Consider the following 15,507-nt stretch of genomic DNA (forward strand, 5'->3'; position numbering starts at 1 on the left):
GAGCGTACGGCGGTCACACCGACCGGGGATCGCCGAGCAGGCCGTCCCTCGCCGTGCCACGTACAGCGGATGACTCTAGAGGACTCGGCTTCCCAGCTGTAATGCAGCAACCTTGCGTACCGGCGCGTGAACGTTGCGCGAATCCCGCATTGCCGGGCGATCGTTGTGGCGTCCGTTTCGTCTGTTGCGCATGGTGTGTTCGGGCTCACAGACCGGTGCCGGGACTGAATCGGCCGTCCGTGGGTACGCGGTGGGGCCGTCCCGTGCCTCGGCAGTCCATCGGCCGTGCACGGGACGGTCGCGCGTGGCCCCGGGTTTGGGCGACGAATGTTCGATGTGTGCATCATGTGCCGGACGCATATGGCCGTACGAGAAGAACGGTGTGAGAGGGGCTTGTGAGTACCAGCGAGACCGATATCCGCAATCTGCTGCTCGAGGCGCTGCGCGACCAGGAGGGGCAGATCGCCGACCGGTGGACGCTGCTCCAGCTGGAGCAGGCGGCCCTCGGCACCGACATGACCGAGAGCGAGCTGCGCGAGGAGGCGCATCTGCTCATCGACGCCCTCACCGAGGCGCTGGCCAGCGACACCCCGGTCGGCCGCCTCGTGACGTCGCACCACAATCTGCGGACGACGGTGACCCAGCTCTCCCTGCGCCGGGTGCGGGCCGGGGCCACGCCCACCGACACCTCGCTCGCCGTGCTCTCCCTCAAGGAGGCGCTCCTCGCGGCGGTGCAGCACACCACACGCGACACGAGCGAGCTGTTCTCGGCGGCCGTGCTGGTCAACCGGATGCTGGACGCCGCGGGCGCCCTCTCCTTCGAGACCTATGTCGAGGGGCGCGAGGAGATCATCCAGCGCCAGAGCCGCCAGCTGATGGAGCTGTCCACGCCCGTCGTGCGGCTGTGGCGGCACGTGCTGGCCGTCCCGCTCATCGGCACGCTGGACACGGCCCGCACCCAGATCGTCATGGAGTCGCTGCTCCAGGCGATCCAGGACGACGAGGCCAAGATCGCCATCATCGACATCACCGGCGTGCTGACCGTGGACACGGCGGTCGCCCAGCACCTCATGCACACGGTCAACGCGGTCCGTCTGATGGGCGCGGACTGTGTCATCAGCGGCATCCGGCCGCCCATCGCCCAGACCATCGCCCAGTTGGGAATCGACCTGTCCACCATCCTGACCCGCGCGACCCTGGCCGACGCGCTGGCCGACGCCGTCAAACTGACCGACCAGCCGGCGGTCGGCTTCGCGGTGACCGGATCGGCACCGCGGTGAACACGCAGCGCCCGACGGGCGTCCCCATTCTCCGGCTCGCCGATGTCCTGGTGACGGGACTTCTCAACGAACTGGACGACCGGTCCGCGGTCGCGTTCACCGATGAGCTGACCGAGCGGATCGTGTCCGACCGGGCCCGCGGCGTGCTCATCGACATCTCCCGCCTCGAACTCATCGACTCGTTCGTGGCCCGGACCCTGATGGAGCTCACCAACATGGCCCGCCTGCTGGGTGCCCGGGTCATCGTCGCGGGCATGCGCCCGGCCGTCGCCATCACCCTGGTCGAACTGGGCATCCAGCTCACCGGGGTGGAGACGGCGCTCAACGCCGAGCAGGGTCTGACCGCGCTCGGCTGGCAGCGGACCCCGGAGGGCCCAGGCCGTGATCATGTCGGATGAGCGCGCCGCGCACACGATGCGCGCCGCGGCCGAGGTCGCCGTCCGCCGCGACTACGAAGTGCGCTCGGAGGACGACCTGCTGACGGTCCGTCACGCCGTGCGCGCGGCCACCGTCGAGTGCGGCTTCGGTCTGGTCGACCAGACCCGGGTGGTGACCGCCGCCAGCGAACTGGCCCGCAACGCCTTCATCTACGGCGGCGGCGGCACCCTGACCGTCGAGTTGCTCAAGCGGCGCGGCGCGGAGGGGATCCGGCTCGTCATACAGGACGAGGGGCCCGGCATCCCCGACCTCGGCACCGCGATGACGGACGGCTGGACCTCGGGCAGTGGCCTCGGCCACGGTCTGGGCGGGGCCCGGCGGCTGATGGACGAGTTCCACGTCGACACACTGCCCGGCGTCGGCACGACGGTCACCGTGGTCCGCTGGACGGTGCGGTGACGGTCTTCGCCGACGCCGCCGTGACCGCGCACGTCGTCGTCGACCACTCCAGCGCCGTCCACCACGCGACGACGCTGGCCAGGGACTCCGCGCGGGCCGGCGGCCTCGGGGCCACCACCGTCGAGCGGGCCGCGGTACTGACCAGCGAGCTCGCCGGGAACCTGCTGCGGCACGCGGTCGACGGCGCCGTCTACGTGCAGCGCCTTCCCCAGGGCGGCCTCGACGTGGTCGCCGTCGACCGGGGCCCCGGCATGGCGAGCCCCGACCGGGCCATGGCCGACGGATACAGCACCGCCGGCACGCTCGGCTCCGGCATGGGCGCGGTCCGCCGGCTCGCCGACGAGCTGACCCTGCGTACGCTGCCGGGCGTCGGCACACTGATCTGCGCCCGCTTCCACGGTCCCGGGGCCGCGCCGCTCCGCGCCGACCTCGGCCTGCTCTGTCTGCCGCTGCGGGGCGAGGAGGCGTGCGGGGACAGCGCTGCCGTGGCGGACGCGCCGGGCGGCCGGACCGCGCTCGTCGTGGACGGCCTCGGGCACGGCGCCGAGGCCGCCGAGGCGAGCGCCGCCGCCGTGCGGGTCTTCCACGAGGGCCCCGAGCGGCCCCTGCCGGAGCTGCTCGGGGCGATGGACCGGGCGCTGCGCGGAGGGCGCGGCGCCGCCGTCGGTCTGCTGCGGCTGCGGCCGGGCACGGCGGAGCACTGCGGGATCGGCAACATACGCATGCTGCTCGTCAGCCACGACGGCGTCGGCCCCAGGGCCGCCGGGCAGCCGGGCGTGGTCGGCTGGAACATGCCGCGCCCCCTGCCGCGTTCCCTGGCCATGCCCGAGACGAGTGCGGCGGTCCTGCACAGTGACGGAATCGCGGCACGCTGGCCGGAGACGGCCACCCCGTTCCTGCTGGGGCTGCCGCCGCGGTTGCTCGCCGCGGCCCTCGGCCACGGCCACCGTTCGGCACGGGACGACGCGACCGCCCTGGTCACCGGGGCGGTAAGGAGGAATTCATGACCGACCGGGCAGCCGCGCCCGCGCAGCGCACGACCCATCGCTCCCCGGCCGAACTCCGGTCCGCGGTCCGGGCGTTGGCGGTCACCTACCGGCTCTCCGCCGAGCTGCGCACTCAGCTGACCCTCTCCGTGGCGCGGGTCGCGGAGTCGGAGCTGCGGGCCGGCCGGCCCGTCACGCTGGAGGCGGCGTACGAACGGACCGGGCACGGGCAGGCGCTGACGGTCCGGCTCCGGGCGCCGCAGACGCCGTGGGCCGCGCCGGTCGAGGCGCTGCCGCTGCCCGGGCGGCGCGAGGCGGACACGACGGTGTGGCGCGTGCCGCTGCCCGGGCAGCGGCGCCCGCCGGCCCTGGAGGCCACCGCGCCCTCCCCCACCGAGCTGCTGGAGGAGGAGCTGCGGGTGGCGGTCGCCCGCGCCGACGCCCTGGAGGCCGACCGGCGCCGGCTCACGCACGAACTGGACGAGACGAACAGCGGCGTCCTCGCCCTGTACGTCCAGCTGGAGGAGCGCGACGAGCAGCTGCGCCGCGCCCACGGCCAGATGCTGCGCGAGCTGGAGGACGCGCTGCGCCCGGGCCCGATGAAGGTCGACGGGCTCGAACTGGCCATCCACTACGCGCCCGCGGGCACGGACGCCCCGACCGGCGGCGACCTGTACGACTGGTTCCAGCTCCCCGACGGGACCGTGCACATCACGGTCGTCGACGCGCTCGGCCACGGTCTGACCAGTACCAGCAGCGCCCTGAACGTGACGCACGCCGTCCGCACGCTCGCCCTGGAGGGCCACCCCCTGGAGACGATCGTCGCGCGCACCGACGAGATCCTGCTCCCCTACGACCGCGACCTGATGGCGACGGTCCTGCTGGTCCGCATCGACCCGGTCTCGGGCCGCGTCGACCTCGCCAACGGCAGCCATCCGCCGCCCCTCCTCGTCTCCGAGGACGGCGCCGCCCGTTTCCTCGAAGTACGCGGCCGGGGCATCGGCTATCCGATGGCCGGCAGCGACCGGCTGTGGCACCAGCAACTCGCCCCGGGCGACCTGCTGGTGCTGTACACGGACGGGCTCACCGAGAGCCGCCGCGACCCCTACGAGGGCGAGCGCCGGCTGGTGTCGGCGGCCGTCCGGCACCGGCACCGTCCGACCGACGACATCCCCGGCGCCCTCGCCGAGGAGATGCACACCGTGATCCTGCACCCGGACGACACCCTCGCCCTGACCGTACGGAGAAGCCGATGACGCACGCGGCACCCGAGTCCCTACCCGACGGGCCGCACGTCGCGCCGGTCCCCTCCCTCACGGAGGTGGCGCAGGAGCCCGAGGGTCCCGTGATCACGGTCACCGGCGATCTCGACTACGCGACGGCCCCCGAGCTGCTCGCGTCGGTGACCGGGCTCGCCGCCCCGGCCGGCACCGTCGTCACGCTCGACCTGTCGGGTGTGCACTTCTTCGACTCGGGCGGCATCAACGTGCTGCTGCGGGCCCGCGGCGCGCTCCAGGAGCGCGGCGCCGAGCTGGCCGTCCGCCGCCTCTCGCCCGTCGTCGAGCGGATCTTCCACATCACGGGCCTCGACACGGTCCTCCTCCCCGGCCCCGCATCCGCGGCCGGGGACCATGAAGATCCGGTTGCGGGGTAGCTGTCCGGTATGGAGATCGTGGTGGACGGCCCCGTGACGGGGGCCCAGGCCAGAGGTACCGCTGCCCGGTTCCTCGCCGAGCACTGTCCGTGGGCCGACGCGGACGCGGTCCTGCTCGTCGTCTCGGAGCTGGTCACCAACGCCGCCCGGCACACCGGTGCCTTCGCGCGCCTGCGGCTGCGGGTGGACGCGAGTGGCCTCTCGGTGGCGGTGGAGGACGGGGACCCGCGCCCGCCGGTGCCGCGCACCCCCGACATGGGCGGCGGGGGCGGCTTCGGCTGGCACATGGTGGAGCGGCTGGCCGAGCGCATCGCGGTGCTCCCGGCGCCGGACGGCAAACGCATCGAGGCGGCGTGGGCGGCACCGGCGCCGGCGCTCTGAGCCGCAGCGCCCGCACCGCCCCGCCCGATCAGCTCCAGCTGGCGTGCAGCGGCTTGCCCTCGGCGTAGCCCGCGGCGGACTGGATCCCGACGACGGCCTTCTCCTCGAACTCGGCGAGCGAGTTGGCGCCCGCGTAGGTGCACGACGAGCGGACGCCCGCGATGATCGAGTCGATCAGGTCCTCGACGCCCGGACGCTCCGGGTCGAGGAACATCCGGGAGGTGGAGATGCCCTCCTCGAACAGCGCCTTGCGGGCCCGGTCGTAGGCGGACTCCTCGGAGGTCCGGTTCTTCACGGCGCGCGCGGAGGCCATGCCGAAGGACTCCTTGTACGCGCGGCCCTTGGCGTCGTGCTGGAGGTCGCCGGGGGACTCGTAGGTGCCCGCGAACCAGGATCCGATCATCACGTTCGACGCGCCGGCGGCGAGCGCCATGGCGACGTCGCGCGGGTGGCGGACGCCACCGTCCGCCCAGACGTGCTTGCCGTACTTCTTCGCCTCGGCGGCGCACTCCATGACGGCGGAGAACTGCGGCCGGCCGACGCCGGTCATCATCCGCGTGGTGCACATGGCGCCGGGTCCGACCCCGACCTTGATGATGTCCGCGCCAGCCTCGATCAGGTCCTTCACACCCTCGGCGGCGACGATGTTCCCGGCCACGATCGGGACCTGCGGGTCGAGCCCGCGCACGGTCCTGATGGCGCTGATCATCGACTCCTGGTGCCCGTGGGCCGTGTCGATGACGAGGGTGTCGACGCCCGCGTCGAGGAGCTGCTTGGCCTTGCCCGCGACGTCCCCGTTGATGCCGACGGCGGCGGCGACGCGCAGCTTGCCGTCCGCGTCGGTGGCCGGGGTGTAGAGCGTGGCGCGCAGGGCGCCCGTACGGGTCAGGATGCCGGCCAGCCTGCCGTCCTTGCCGACCGCCGGGGCGTAGCGGCGGTTGGCGCCGTCCAGCTTGTTGAAGGCGTCGCGGGGGTCGATGTCGGCGTCGAGCAGCAGCAGGTCCTTCGCCATGACCTCGGAGAGCTGCGTGAAGCGGTCGACGCCGGTCAGGTCCTGGTCGGTGACGACACCGACGGGACGCTGCTCGTCGTCGACGACCACACCGGCGTTGTGCGCGCGCTTGGGCAGCAGGGCCAGGGCGTCGGCGACGGTCTGCGTCGGCGCGAGGACGATCGGGGTGTCGAGCACCAGGTGGCGGGTCTTGACCCAGGAGATGACCTCGGTGACGACCTCGATCGGGATGTCCTGGGGAATGACGACGAGTCCACCGCGGCGGGCCAGCGTCTCGGCCATGCGGCGCCCGGCGATGGCCGTCATGTTGGCGACGACCAGCGGGATCGTGGTGCCCGTGCCGTCCGGCGACGAGAGGTCGACGGCCTGGCGGGAGCCGACGGCGCTCCGGCTCGGCACCATGAAGACGTCGTCGTACGTCAGGTCGTACGCGGGCTTGATGTCATTGAGGAAACGCACGTGCGGACATCCCAGTCGGTAGAAGGGGGCCCCGGAAGAGTGCCGCCGGAGCACAAAGCACGTACTTCATTTTCCCACGCGGCCGAGGTGCCCGTCTCCGGGCCGAACGTCCCAAGGTCACCGGGGCCCCTTGGATGATCACCCAAGCGCACCTCGCGGCGGCGCCGGTTCAGCCGAGACCGAGCACCACGGTCAGGGCGGCACCGCTGTCGTGACGCCGCCCGGCGGCCTCCGCGAACACCTCGCGCGCCGTCTCCCACTCCTCGGGGCGCCGCCCGCCGAACTCCTCCCAGCCGGTCACGACGACCACCAGCCCGTGCGCGGAGCCCGGCCAGGCGCCCGGGTCGCCGAGCAGGTCGGCCAGCGCGTCCCAGTTCCGGCCGAACCAGCCGGGCAGCTCCAGAGCGGTGGCGCAGCGGTCCATGAACGCGGCCTTGTCGGCGGCCCCGGCCAGGTCGAGCCGTCGCACCGCCCACCCGGCCTCCTGCAGCGCCTCCACCGGCGAGGGACCGCTCATCTCAGCACCGCCTCGAACGACTCGTAGTGGTCATCGGTGTAGTACGTCTCCGCGCCGCCGCCGGTGACGATGCGCCGCGCGCCGCGGTCACGCTCGCCCGGGGTGCGCACGGTGTACTCGTGGTAGTACCCGCGCTGGTGGCGGGGGAGCTCCCGCTCGAAGTTCCCGAAGACGCTGCCGTCCTTCTCGTACGGGAAGGGCCCGCCGGCGTCGATGAGCTCCAGCGTCCGCCGCGCCTCGGCCGGCAGCCCCTCCGCCCGCACGGTGTCCATGCCCTGGGCCCACCGCGGTACGGAGGAACCCGCGGACGAGGGCGCGGAGGAGGGCTCGGTCGGGGGCGCGGAGGACGTCGCGCACCCGGTGAGCACAAGGCCGACGCAGGCCAGCAGCGCGCCGAGGGAGCGGAGCGGGAGCCATCTGGACACGGCGCGACCTCAGCCCCTGCCGCTCAGTCGTCCGGGTCGGTCCGCTGCGACGCGGACTTCGGCGCGGACCCCGCGGCCAGCAGGAAGTCGGCCGCGGCGGTATCGGTGACCAGGCTGGTCACCAGGCCCGACCGCAGCACGGCGTCGATGGCGGCGGCCTTGCGCTGGCCGCCCGCGATGGCCACGACCTCCGGTATCCGCCGCAGCCGGTCCGCCTCGACGGTGATGCACCGCTCGCCCAGGTCCCGGCCGACCCGGCGGCCCTGCGCGTCGAAGAGGTGCGCGGACATCTCGGCCGCGACACCGAGGGAGGCGTAGTGGGCGCGCTCCTCGTCGCTGAGCATGTCGTGCACGGTCGAGATGCCGGGCTCCCACGAGCCGATCGACACACACGCCACCGTGACCTTGTCGAAGTACTCGAAGGCGCGGGCGATCCCCGTCTGGTTGCGCAGCGCGGCCGCGGTCGCGGCGTCGGGGAGCAGCATGGGCGCGTAGATGGGGTGGGCGTCGCCGCCCGAGACCTGCGCGGCACGCCGTACGGCCTCCACCGATCCGCGCTCCGCGGTCCCGGCGTCGTACACGCCGGTCAGCTGCACCACGGTGCACGGCGGGAGCTGGTCGAGGGCGGCCGCCATGTGGATGGTGGAGCGGCCCCAGGCGAGGCCGAGGACATCGCCCTCGTTCACCAGTTCGCCGAGCAGGTCGGCGGCGACCTCCCCGAGGTTCTCCGGGTCGGGCGACTCCTCCGCCTCGGCCGGCGACTCGACGACGACCGCGTGCCGCAGACCGTAGCGGGCGCGCAGCGCGTCGGAGCGCTCGGCGTCCAGCTCGGCCGGGACCCGGATCTCGATGCGTACGAGATCTCGCTCCAGGGCGGTCTCCAGGACCCGGGCCACCTTGAAGCGGCTGACGCCGAACTCCTCGGCGATCTGGATCTTGGACTTGCCCTCTAGGTAGAAGCGACGGGCCATGGCCGCCGCCTGCACCAGCTCCGCGGGTCCCATCCGCAGGGCTGACCGACCTGCCGATGATGCGGACACGGCGATCTCCTCACTGCTCTTCTGCACGACTCACTGCGTTCACAACCTGGATACGCCGTTCATCCTTGCAGATCCTGCGGGCTTGATCAGCCCTGATGGACGGCGTTCACGTATCCGTGGCTCAGTGGTCGCATGCCCACGCGGCAGAAGCCGTCGCGCTCTCCGCCTGGGTGCGCAATGCACGGACCGCTTCCGCCGGGTCGTTCGCCCCGTACACCGCCGAACCGGCGACGAAGACGTCCGCCCCGGCCTCGGCGCACCGCTCGATCGTCGAGGCCGAGACTCCGCCGTCGACCTGGAGCCACAGTTCGAGGCCGTGCTTGGCGATGAGCTGCCGGGTCCTGCGGATCTTCGGCAGCATGATGTCGAGGAACGCCTGGCCGCCGAAGCCCGGCTCCACCGTCATGATCAGCAGCATGTCGAGCTCGGGGAGCAGGTCCTCGTACGGCTCGATGGGCGTCGCCGGCTTGAGGGCCATGGAGGCACGGGCACCCTTGGCGCGGATCTCGCGGGCGAGACGGACCGGGGCGGCGGCGGCCTCGGCGTGGAACGTGACGGAACCGGCCCCCGCTTCGACGTACCGAGGTGCCCACTGATCGGGGTTCTCGATCATCAGATGGCAGTCCAGCGGCGTGTCCGTCGCCCGCGCCAGCGACTCTACGACCGGCACCCCGAGCGTGAGGTTGGGGACGAAGTGGTTGTCCATGACGTCGACATGGAGCCAATCGGCGCCCTCGACGGCCTTTGCCTCGTCGGCAAGGCGGGCGAAGTCCGCGGACAGGATGCTGGGGTTGATCTGAGCCATGCCCCCAGCCTGTCATGCCCGGCGCCCGTTGCCCTCCCCGGTCCGGACCTGGACGCGATACCGATGCCGAGCCGTGCCCTCCCGCGCCACTCTGGGCCGCCCACAGCGGGCCGACAGGAATCGGCACCGGCGACCCGCTCGCCGTCGTCGCGAACAGTGCGGGTCCTGTACGTGGCGACACGGGACGGTCGTCCTGACGTTCGCCGCGGCGCTCGGCCCGAGCGCGCTCGCCTTCCGGTACCTCTTCGACTACGCGGGTGAGCCGACGGACTTCCCACTGTTCGTCTTCGTGTTCCTGGCGGCGCTCGGCACCGACCCGACGGGGGCCTTCGCGGAGATCGGCTTCACGGTGGCGCTCGGCGTCCTCCTGGACACCTTCATCGTCCGCTCGGTGCCGGTGACCCCGCTCTTCGTAGGCGTGGGGCCGCGCGTGCGGTGGCCCCACGCCCTGTCCCGCGCGTCAGGCGGTGCGCCGGATCAGCGCCAGGTACATCGCGTCGGTGCCGTGCAGGTGCGGCCACAGCTGCACGTCGGGGCCGTTCCCGATCGCGGGCACGCCCTCCATCAGGGGCCGCGCGTCGATGAGTTCGGCCCCGGGGGCCGCCTTCAGCACGTCGTCGACGACCGCCCGCGTCTCGGCCATGTGCGGCGAGCAGGTCGCGTACCCGACGACGCCGCCGACGCGCACCGACTCCAGCGCCGACCGCAGCAAGGACCGCTGGAGCGGAGCGAACCCTTCGAGGTCCTCCGGGCGGCGCCGCCAGCGCGCCTCGGGACGGCGCCGCAGCGCGCCGAGCCCCGTGCAGGGCACGTCCACCAGGACCCGGTCGAACGTGCCGGGCCGCCACGGCGGGCAGGTGCCGTCGGCGGCGATCACCTGGTACGGCCCCGGGTTCCCGTCGAGCGCCTTCGCGACGAGCCCCGCGCGGTGCGGCTGCTTCTCGGCGGCGAGCAGCGTCGCCCCGCGCCCGGCGGCGAGCCCGGCGAGCATCGCTGCCTTGCCGCCGGGGCCCGCGCAGCCGTCGAGCCACTTCTCGTCCCTGCCCTCCAGCGGGGCGTTCGCGAGAGCAAGGGCGACCAGCTGGCTGCCCTCGTCCTGCACCCCGGCCCGGCCGGAGCGCACGGCGTCGAACGACCCCGGCTCGCCGCCCTCGGAGAGGCGCACGGCATACGGGGACCAGCGACCCGGCAGCCCGGACTCCTCGCCGACCTCGGCGAGCACGGCCTCGGCCGTGGTCCGCCCGGGCCGTGCCACGAGCGTCACCTCGGGCCGCTCGTTGTCCGCCTCCAGCAGGTCCTCGATCCCGGCGCGGCCGCCGCCCAGGGAGTCCCAGAGCGCGGAGACGACCCATCGCGGGTGCGAATGGACCACGGCCAGGTGTTCCTCGGGGTCATCGTCGTACGGCGGCGCGACCCGCTCCAGCCAGGTGTCGAGATCGTCCCGCGAGACCTTGCGCAGCACGGCGTTGACGAACTTGGCCCGCCCGTCGCCGAGTACGACCCGGGCCAGCTCCACGGAGGCGGAGACCGCGGCGTGCGTGGGGATACGCGTCCCGAGCAACTGGTGCACGCCCAGGTTCAGCACGTCGAGCACCGGCGGGTCGACCTCGCGCAGCGGCCGGTCGATGCAGGCCGCCACGATCGCGTCGTACGTGCCCTGACGGCGCAGCGTCCCGTACACGAGCTCGGTGGCGAGCGCGGCGTCCCGGCCGTCGAACTTCTCGGGCCCCTCCTTCTCGCGCGCCTTGCGCAGCAGGGGCGGCAGCACGAGGTTCGCGTAGGCGTCCCGCTCGTCGACGGCGCGCAGCGCCTCGAACGCGAGGAAGCGCACGGGGTCCTTCTTCGGACGCCTGTGGGGCTTGCCGGGCTGACCGGACTTGCCGGGCTTGCCGGACTTCCCGGCGGCACCGGCCTTCTGGGGACGGCGGTTCGACGAGGTCGGCTGGTCGCTCAAAGGTGCTCCGCTGGTGGGGTCGTACGGGCGGTACGCAGAGGTCGTCCGCCGAAATGAACCCTCCCAGCCTACGTCGCGGCCGCCCGTGCGGCCCCCGGGCCCCTCACGGGACCCGGGGCGGGGCTCAGCCCAGCTGTTCGCCCGCCGCGATGCGCACCCCGCGCGCCCAGTCGGCGGCGGCCATCGGTTTCTTGCCCTGGGCCTGCACCCACAGCAGCTCGACGGCGTGCGACCCGGTGCCGACGTGCAGATGCTTCTTGCCGACGCTCAGCTCGCCCGGCGCGAGATCCGTGCGGTCCGGCGCGAGCACGGTGGTGCGCACCTTCAGCCGCTCGCCGCGGAACTCGGTCCACGCGCCGGGGGCCGGCGTGCAGCCGCGCACCACCCGGTCGACGCGCAGCGCGGGCGCCGCCCAGTCGATCCGGGCGTCCTCGACGGTGATCTTCGGGGCGAGCGAGACCCCGTCGGCGGGCTGCGGAACCGCCTGGAGCGAGCCGTCCTCGATGCCGTCCATCGTCGCGACGAGCAGCCCGGAGCCCGCGAGGGCGAGCCGGGTCAGCAGGTCGCCGCTGGTGTCGGTGGAGCGGACCGGCTCGGTGACGGTGCCGTACACGGGCCCGGAGTCGAGCCCCTCCTCGATGAGGAAGGTGGAGGCGCCGGTGATCTCGTCGCCCGCCATGAGCGCGTGCTGCACGGGCGCGGCGCCGCGCCAGGCGGGCAACAGTGAGAAGTGCAGGTTGACCCAGCCGCGGGCCGGCACGTCGAGGGCGACCTTCGGCAGCAGCGCGCCGTAGGCGACGACCGGGCAGCAGTCCGGGCCGATCTCGCGCAGCCGGGCGAGGAACTCCTCGTCACGCGGCTTGTGCGGCTTGAGCACCTCGATGCCGGCCTCCGCGGCCCGCTCGGCGACCGGGCTCGCGACGAGGCGACGGCCGCGCCCGGCCGGGGCGTCGGGCCGGGTGACGACCGCGGCGACCTCGTGCCGGTCGGAGGCGATCAGGGCGTCCAGAGCGGGAACGGCGACCTCGGGGGTGCCGGCGAAGACAAGCTTCATCAGTGGCTAACGGCCTCTCGGGGCAGGGTCACGGGCAGCGCACCAGTCTATGGCGGTCCCGTGGCGGCCACACATGGGGCGCACGCCTGAACGTGCGCCCTGCGCATATGCGGATACGCCTGAACAGCGTGACCCCTCACTGGATGGCGCGTTGGTCAAGAAAGAGTTGACCAGTCCAGGGGCCGTGATCACTCGTTCGGCGGCGGAAGTTGTCGCTTGCCGCGTGCGCGGGCCCATCCTTTTTTCATCGCCGGTTCGAGAGGCTCGTACATGGCCGACCACGCAACCCACGACGCCCAGGCACGGGCCAGCCTGCATCTGCTGGTGCGGGACATCGAGCGGGTCCGCCGGCAGGTGGACGCACTGCGCACCCTCACCGCACAGCTCGGCAACGTCTACCGGCCGCGCCGCTCCGGCCCCTCCGCGGGGTTCGTCGTCTACGGGCGGGCGCCCGCGCCGACCGTCCGTCTCGCCCAGGAGCTGCGGGACAGCGTCGAGACCCTGGTGACCGCCGCCGTGGACTTCGACCGCTCGCTGGGTTTCTCGTGGGACGCCGTGGGCTCCGCGCTCGGTGTCACCAAGCAGGCGGTGCACCGCCGCTACGGGGCCCGCAGGGCGCTCACGCAGGCGGCGGCCGACGCCGAGCGCGCCACCGACACCCCCGCGCCGCCGCGCCCCGCCCTCCCGGTGGGCGCGGGTCCGCTGCCCTCGGTGCCCGCCGCCCGCGCCATGCCGACCCAGCCGACCGCCGGCAGCCAGGGCCTGCGCGACGAGGTGCGGCCGGGCGCCTTCCCGGGTCCGCGCAACGGCTGATCGGGCCGTCCACTGCCTCCCCGCACCGGGTGCGGGGAGGCAGTGGTGTGTTGACGCCCCCGCGTCACCGTGGCCTGACGTCCGGTCAGCCGATGTCGGGCGGATCCACCCGTACGCGCACCGGCTCGACCCCGCCGCGCGCCATCCGCGCGGCCTGCGCCTGCTTGAGGGCGCGGGCCAGCGCGGCCCCGCTGCCCGGCGGCACCCGCACCAGGACCCGCTCCCCCTGCTCGTCGACCGGCGGCGCCCCCGGCCGCCGGGCGGCCTGGCCGGCGCCGGGCAGCGGTACGGGGCCCAGCACCTCGGCGTCCGCCGGTAGTTCGACCGCGCCGAGGAAGCCGCTGAGCGCGTCCGGGGTCCCGCTCACCGACGCCATCCGGGAGACCGGCGGAAAGCCCAGCTCGGCCCGGTCCGCGAGCTCCCGCACCGCGTGCCCGACCGGGTCCCAGCGCACCAGGGCCTGCACCGGCCGCAACGTCGGCTCGGCCATGATCACCACGGTGCCGCCCGCCTCCTGGGGCCGGACCAGCGCGGCCGCGGCGATCCAGCGGCGCAGCGCGTCCTCGCCCGCCCGCAGATCGGGCCGCCCGAGCATGGCCCACCCGTCCAGCAGCAGCGCGGCCGCGTACCCGCCCTCCGCGACGGGCTCGGCGCCCGGGGTGCTCACGACCAGCGCGGGCGCGTCCGGCACGGTGTCGAGGACCTGCTCGCGCCCCGACGTCCGCACCGGCACCGTGGAGAAGGCCCGCCCCAGCTCCTCGGCGGTGCGCCGGGCCCCGACCACCTGGGCCCGCAGCCGGGAGCCCCCGCACTCGGCGCAGTGCCAGTTCGCCTCGTCCCGGCCGCACCAGCCGCAGGCCAGCACGCCGGTGCTCTCCCGCGCCTCCAGCGGGCCCGCGCAGTGCCGGCACCGGGCGGGCTCCCGGCACCGCTGGCAGGCGAGGCGCGGCACATATCCGCGCCGCGGCACCTGCACCAGTACCGGCCCTTCGCGCAGGGCGGCCCGCGCCACGTCCCAGGCGATGCTGGGCAGCCGGGCGGCCCGCGCCGCCTCGTCCCGGGCGACGTCCAGATCGCCCACGGTCCGTACCAGCGGAGCGACGCGGCGCACCACCTCCCGGGGCGCGGCGACAGGCGCCGCCCAACCGCTGCGCACCAGCTGCGCGGCCTCGACCGTGCAGCTCCAGCTCCCCAGCAGGAACGCGCACTTGTCCCGGGTGGCCCGCAGCTCCAGGACCTCGCGCACATGCGGGAAGGGCGCGTGATCATCGCTGTGGTGGCCGTCCCCGTCGTCCCACACCACGACCAGTCCGAGGTCGCGCACGGGAGCGAACATCGCGGCCCGCGTCCCCACCACGGCCCGCACGGCGCCCCGGTGCACGGCCAGCCACTCCTGATAGCGGCGCTGCTGCCCGGCGTCCGAGGTCAGCAGCGCGTGCCGGCCCTCCCCGAGCGCCTCCCGCAGCGCGGCATCGACCCGGGCCGCGAGCCGCACCGTCGGCAGGACGACGAGCGCGCCCCGCCCCGAGGCGAGGGTCGCCTGCACGGCGCCGGCGATCTCGGCGGCCCACTCGGGGCCGGGCAGCGCGGTCCACACGGCGCGCGGCGCGCCCCCGGCGGCGAGGGAGGCCAGCAGGTCGGCCCCGCGCTCGTAGCGCTGCCAGGAGCCGGGCTCGGGCGCGGCGGGTGGGGCCGGCGGCGGCGGGAACTCCCGTGCCTCCGCCTTGGCGTGCCGGGGCGGCACCGCGAGCTGCAGCACGTCCGCGAGGCTCCCCGCGTACCGGTCGGCGACGGCGCGCGTCAGCCCCAGCAACCCGGCGTCGAGGACCGGTTCGGGCGACAGCACCTGGGCCAGGGCGGCCAGCGGGCCCTGGTACTCGGCCTCGGCGACCCGCTCCACCAGGAATCCGTCGATCAGGCCACCACCCTCGCGGCGGCCGTCCCGTACGTTCCGCGATCCGGCGCCGAACCGCACCCGCACCCGCACCCCCGGCTGCGCGACGGCGTCCAGCTCCTCCGGTACCGCGTACTCGAAGTACCGGTCGAGGTGCAGCACCCCCTTGTCGACCAGCACCCGGGCCACCGGCAGCTCCTTGGCGAGCGCGGCGCCCCGCCAGGTCCGCGGCTTCGCCTTCGGCGCCTTCGACCTGCGCACGCTCTCCCGGATGAGCGCAAGCTGCTCCGGCTCGCCGCCGACGGGCTGCTCGGGGGTGTCGTTCTCGCTGCTCACAGCTGCATTCCTACCAGAGGGCACCGACAGCGGAAGGACCGGGAAAACACCGGGGGCCCG

16 protein-coding genes and 1 pseudogene are annotated in these 15,507 nt (G+C 74.0%); 9 read left to right on the plus strand and 8 right to left on the minus strand.

Features of this window, described 5'->3' with window-relative positions:
- Positions 1-395: 395 nt before the first annotated feature.
- Genes ACZ45E_RS21270 through ACZ45E_RS21300 form a run of 7 tightly spaced genes read left to right on the plus strand, consistent with a single transcriptional unit; the run spans position 396 to position 5,138 of the window.
- Positions 396-1,280, plus strand: a complete 885-nt coding sequence (locus ACZ45E_RS21270; protein ID WP_468222692.1) for an STAS domain-containing protein — start codon at positions 396-398, stop codon at positions 1,278-1,280.
- A complete protein-coding gene (locus tag ACZ45E_RS21275; protein WP_468222694.1) occupies positions 1,277-1,678 on the plus strand; it encodes an STAS domain-containing protein in 402 nt (133 codons plus the stop codon). Before ACZ45E_RS21270 ends, ACZ45E_RS21275 begins: the two co-directional genes overlap by 4 nt.
- 16 nt (positions 1,679-1,694) lie before the next feature.
- Positions 1,695-2,117, plus strand: a complete 423-nt coding sequence (locus ACZ45E_RS21280; RefSeq protein ID WP_468223087.1) for an ATP-binding protein — start codon at positions 1,695-1,697, stop codon at positions 2,115-2,117.
- A complete protein-coding gene (locus ACZ45E_RS21285) occupies positions 2,114-3,124 on the plus strand; it encodes an ATP-binding protein (protein ID WP_468222695.1) in 1,011 nt (336 codons plus the stop codon). The genes ACZ45E_RS21280 and ACZ45E_RS21285 overlap by 4 nt, the downstream gene beginning before the upstream one ends.
- Positions 3,121-4,359, plus strand: coding sequence for a PP2C family protein-serine/threonine phosphatase (locus tag ACZ45E_RS21290; protein WP_468222696.1), 1,239 nt, complete (start codon positions 3,121-3,123; stop codon positions 4,357-4,359). Before ACZ45E_RS21285 ends, ACZ45E_RS21290 begins: the two co-directional genes overlap by 4 nt.
- Entirely contained in the window at positions 4,356-4,757 is a 402-nt protein-coding gene (locus tag ACZ45E_RS21295; protein WP_468222698.1) for an STAS domain-containing protein, read from the plus strand. Before ACZ45E_RS21290 ends, ACZ45E_RS21295 begins: the two co-directional genes overlap by 4 nt.
- Before the next feature lie 9 nt (positions 4,758-4,766).
- Positions 4,767-5,138: an ATP-binding protein gene (locus ACZ45E_RS21300; protein WP_468222700.1), complete on the plus strand. Its 372-nt coding sequence runs from the start codon at positions 4,767-4,769 to the stop codon at positions 5,136-5,138.
- Positions 5,139-5,166: 28 nt separating this feature from the next.
- Here ACZ45E_RS21300 and ACZ45E_RS21305 read toward each other — a convergent pair whose 3' ends face one another.
- The 5 genes from ACZ45E_RS21305 to rpe form a co-directional block, all read right to left on the minus strand.
- The gene (locus tag ACZ45E_RS21305) at positions 5,167-6,609 is read right to left on the minus strand and encodes a GuaB1 family IMP dehydrogenase-related protein (RefSeq protein ID WP_468222702.1); all 1,443 of its coding nucleotides are present in this window, start codon (positions 6,607-6,609) and stop codon (positions 5,167-5,169) included.
- A gap of 169 nt (positions 6,610-6,778) precedes the next feature.
- Entirely contained in the window at positions 6,779-7,126 is a 348-nt protein-coding gene (locus ACZ45E_RS21310; protein WP_468222704.1) for a barstar family protein, read from the minus strand.
- Positions 7,123-7,551: a guanyl-specific ribonuclease gene (locus tag ACZ45E_RS21315; protein WP_468222705.1), complete on the minus strand. Its 429-nt coding sequence runs from the start codon at positions 7,549-7,551 to the stop codon at positions 7,123-7,125. Before ACZ45E_RS21315 ends, ACZ45E_RS21310 begins: the two co-directional genes overlap by 4 nt.
- A 23-nt stretch (positions 7,552-7,574) precedes the next feature.
- Positions 7,575-8,555, minus strand: a complete 981-nt coding sequence (locus ACZ45E_RS21320) for a sugar-binding transcriptional regulator (RefSeq protein WP_468223090.1) — start codon at positions 8,553-8,555, stop codon at positions 7,575-7,577.
- A 157-nt stretch (positions 8,556-8,712) separates the two neighbouring features.
- Positions 8,713-9,396 carry a ribulose-phosphate 3-epimerase gene (gene rpe / locus ACZ45E_RS21325; RefSeq protein ID WP_468222707.1) on the minus strand — a complete coding sequence of 228 codons (684 nt, stop codon included), beginning with the start codon at positions 9,394-9,396 and terminating at the stop codon, positions 8,713-8,715.
- A 181-nt stretch (positions 9,397-9,577) separates the two neighbouring features.
- Here rpe and ACZ45E_RS21330 point away from each other — a divergent pair.
- A pseudogene (locus ACZ45E_RS21330) lies at positions 9,578-9,868 on the plus strand (MMPL family transporter); the annotation flags it as partial.
- On the opposite strand, the gene ACZ45E_RS21335 reads toward ACZ45E_RS21330, so the two are convergent.
- Complete coding sequence (locus ACZ45E_RS21335; protein WP_468222709.1) at positions 9,857-11,350, minus strand: RsmB/NOP family class I SAM-dependent RNA methyltransferase; 1,494 nt, start codon at positions 11,348-11,350, stop codon at positions 9,857-9,859. The pseudogene ACZ45E_RS21330 and the gene ACZ45E_RS21335 overlap by 12 nt on opposite strands.
- Before the next feature lie 124 nt (positions 11,351-11,474).
- Positions 11,475-12,404 carry a methionyl-tRNA formyltransferase gene (fmt, locus tag ACZ45E_RS21340; RefSeq protein WP_468222710.1) on the minus strand — a complete coding sequence of 310 codons (930 nt, stop codon included), beginning with the start codon at positions 12,402-12,404 and terminating at the stop codon, positions 11,475-11,477.
- Between the two features lie 270 nt (positions 12,405-12,674).
- Here fmt and ACZ45E_RS21345 point away from each other — a divergent pair, with 270 nt between their 5' ends.
- The gene (locus tag ACZ45E_RS21345; protein ID WP_468222711.1) at positions 12,675-13,217 is read left to right on the plus strand and encodes a hypothetical protein; all 543 of its coding nucleotides are present in this window, start codon (positions 12,675-12,677) and stop codon (positions 13,215-13,217) included.
- Positions 13,218-13,302: 85 nt separating this feature from the next.
- Here the strand turns inward: ACZ45E_RS21345 and ACZ45E_RS21350 are convergent, their stop codons facing one another.
- Positions 13,303-15,447, minus strand: a complete 2,145-nt coding sequence (locus tag ACZ45E_RS21350; RefSeq protein WP_468222713.1) for a primosomal protein N' — start codon at positions 15,445-15,447, stop codon at positions 13,303-13,305.
- Positions 15,448-15,507: the final 60 nt, after the last annotated feature.

The organism is Streptomyces sp. NPDC030991 (assembly GCF_055571235.1).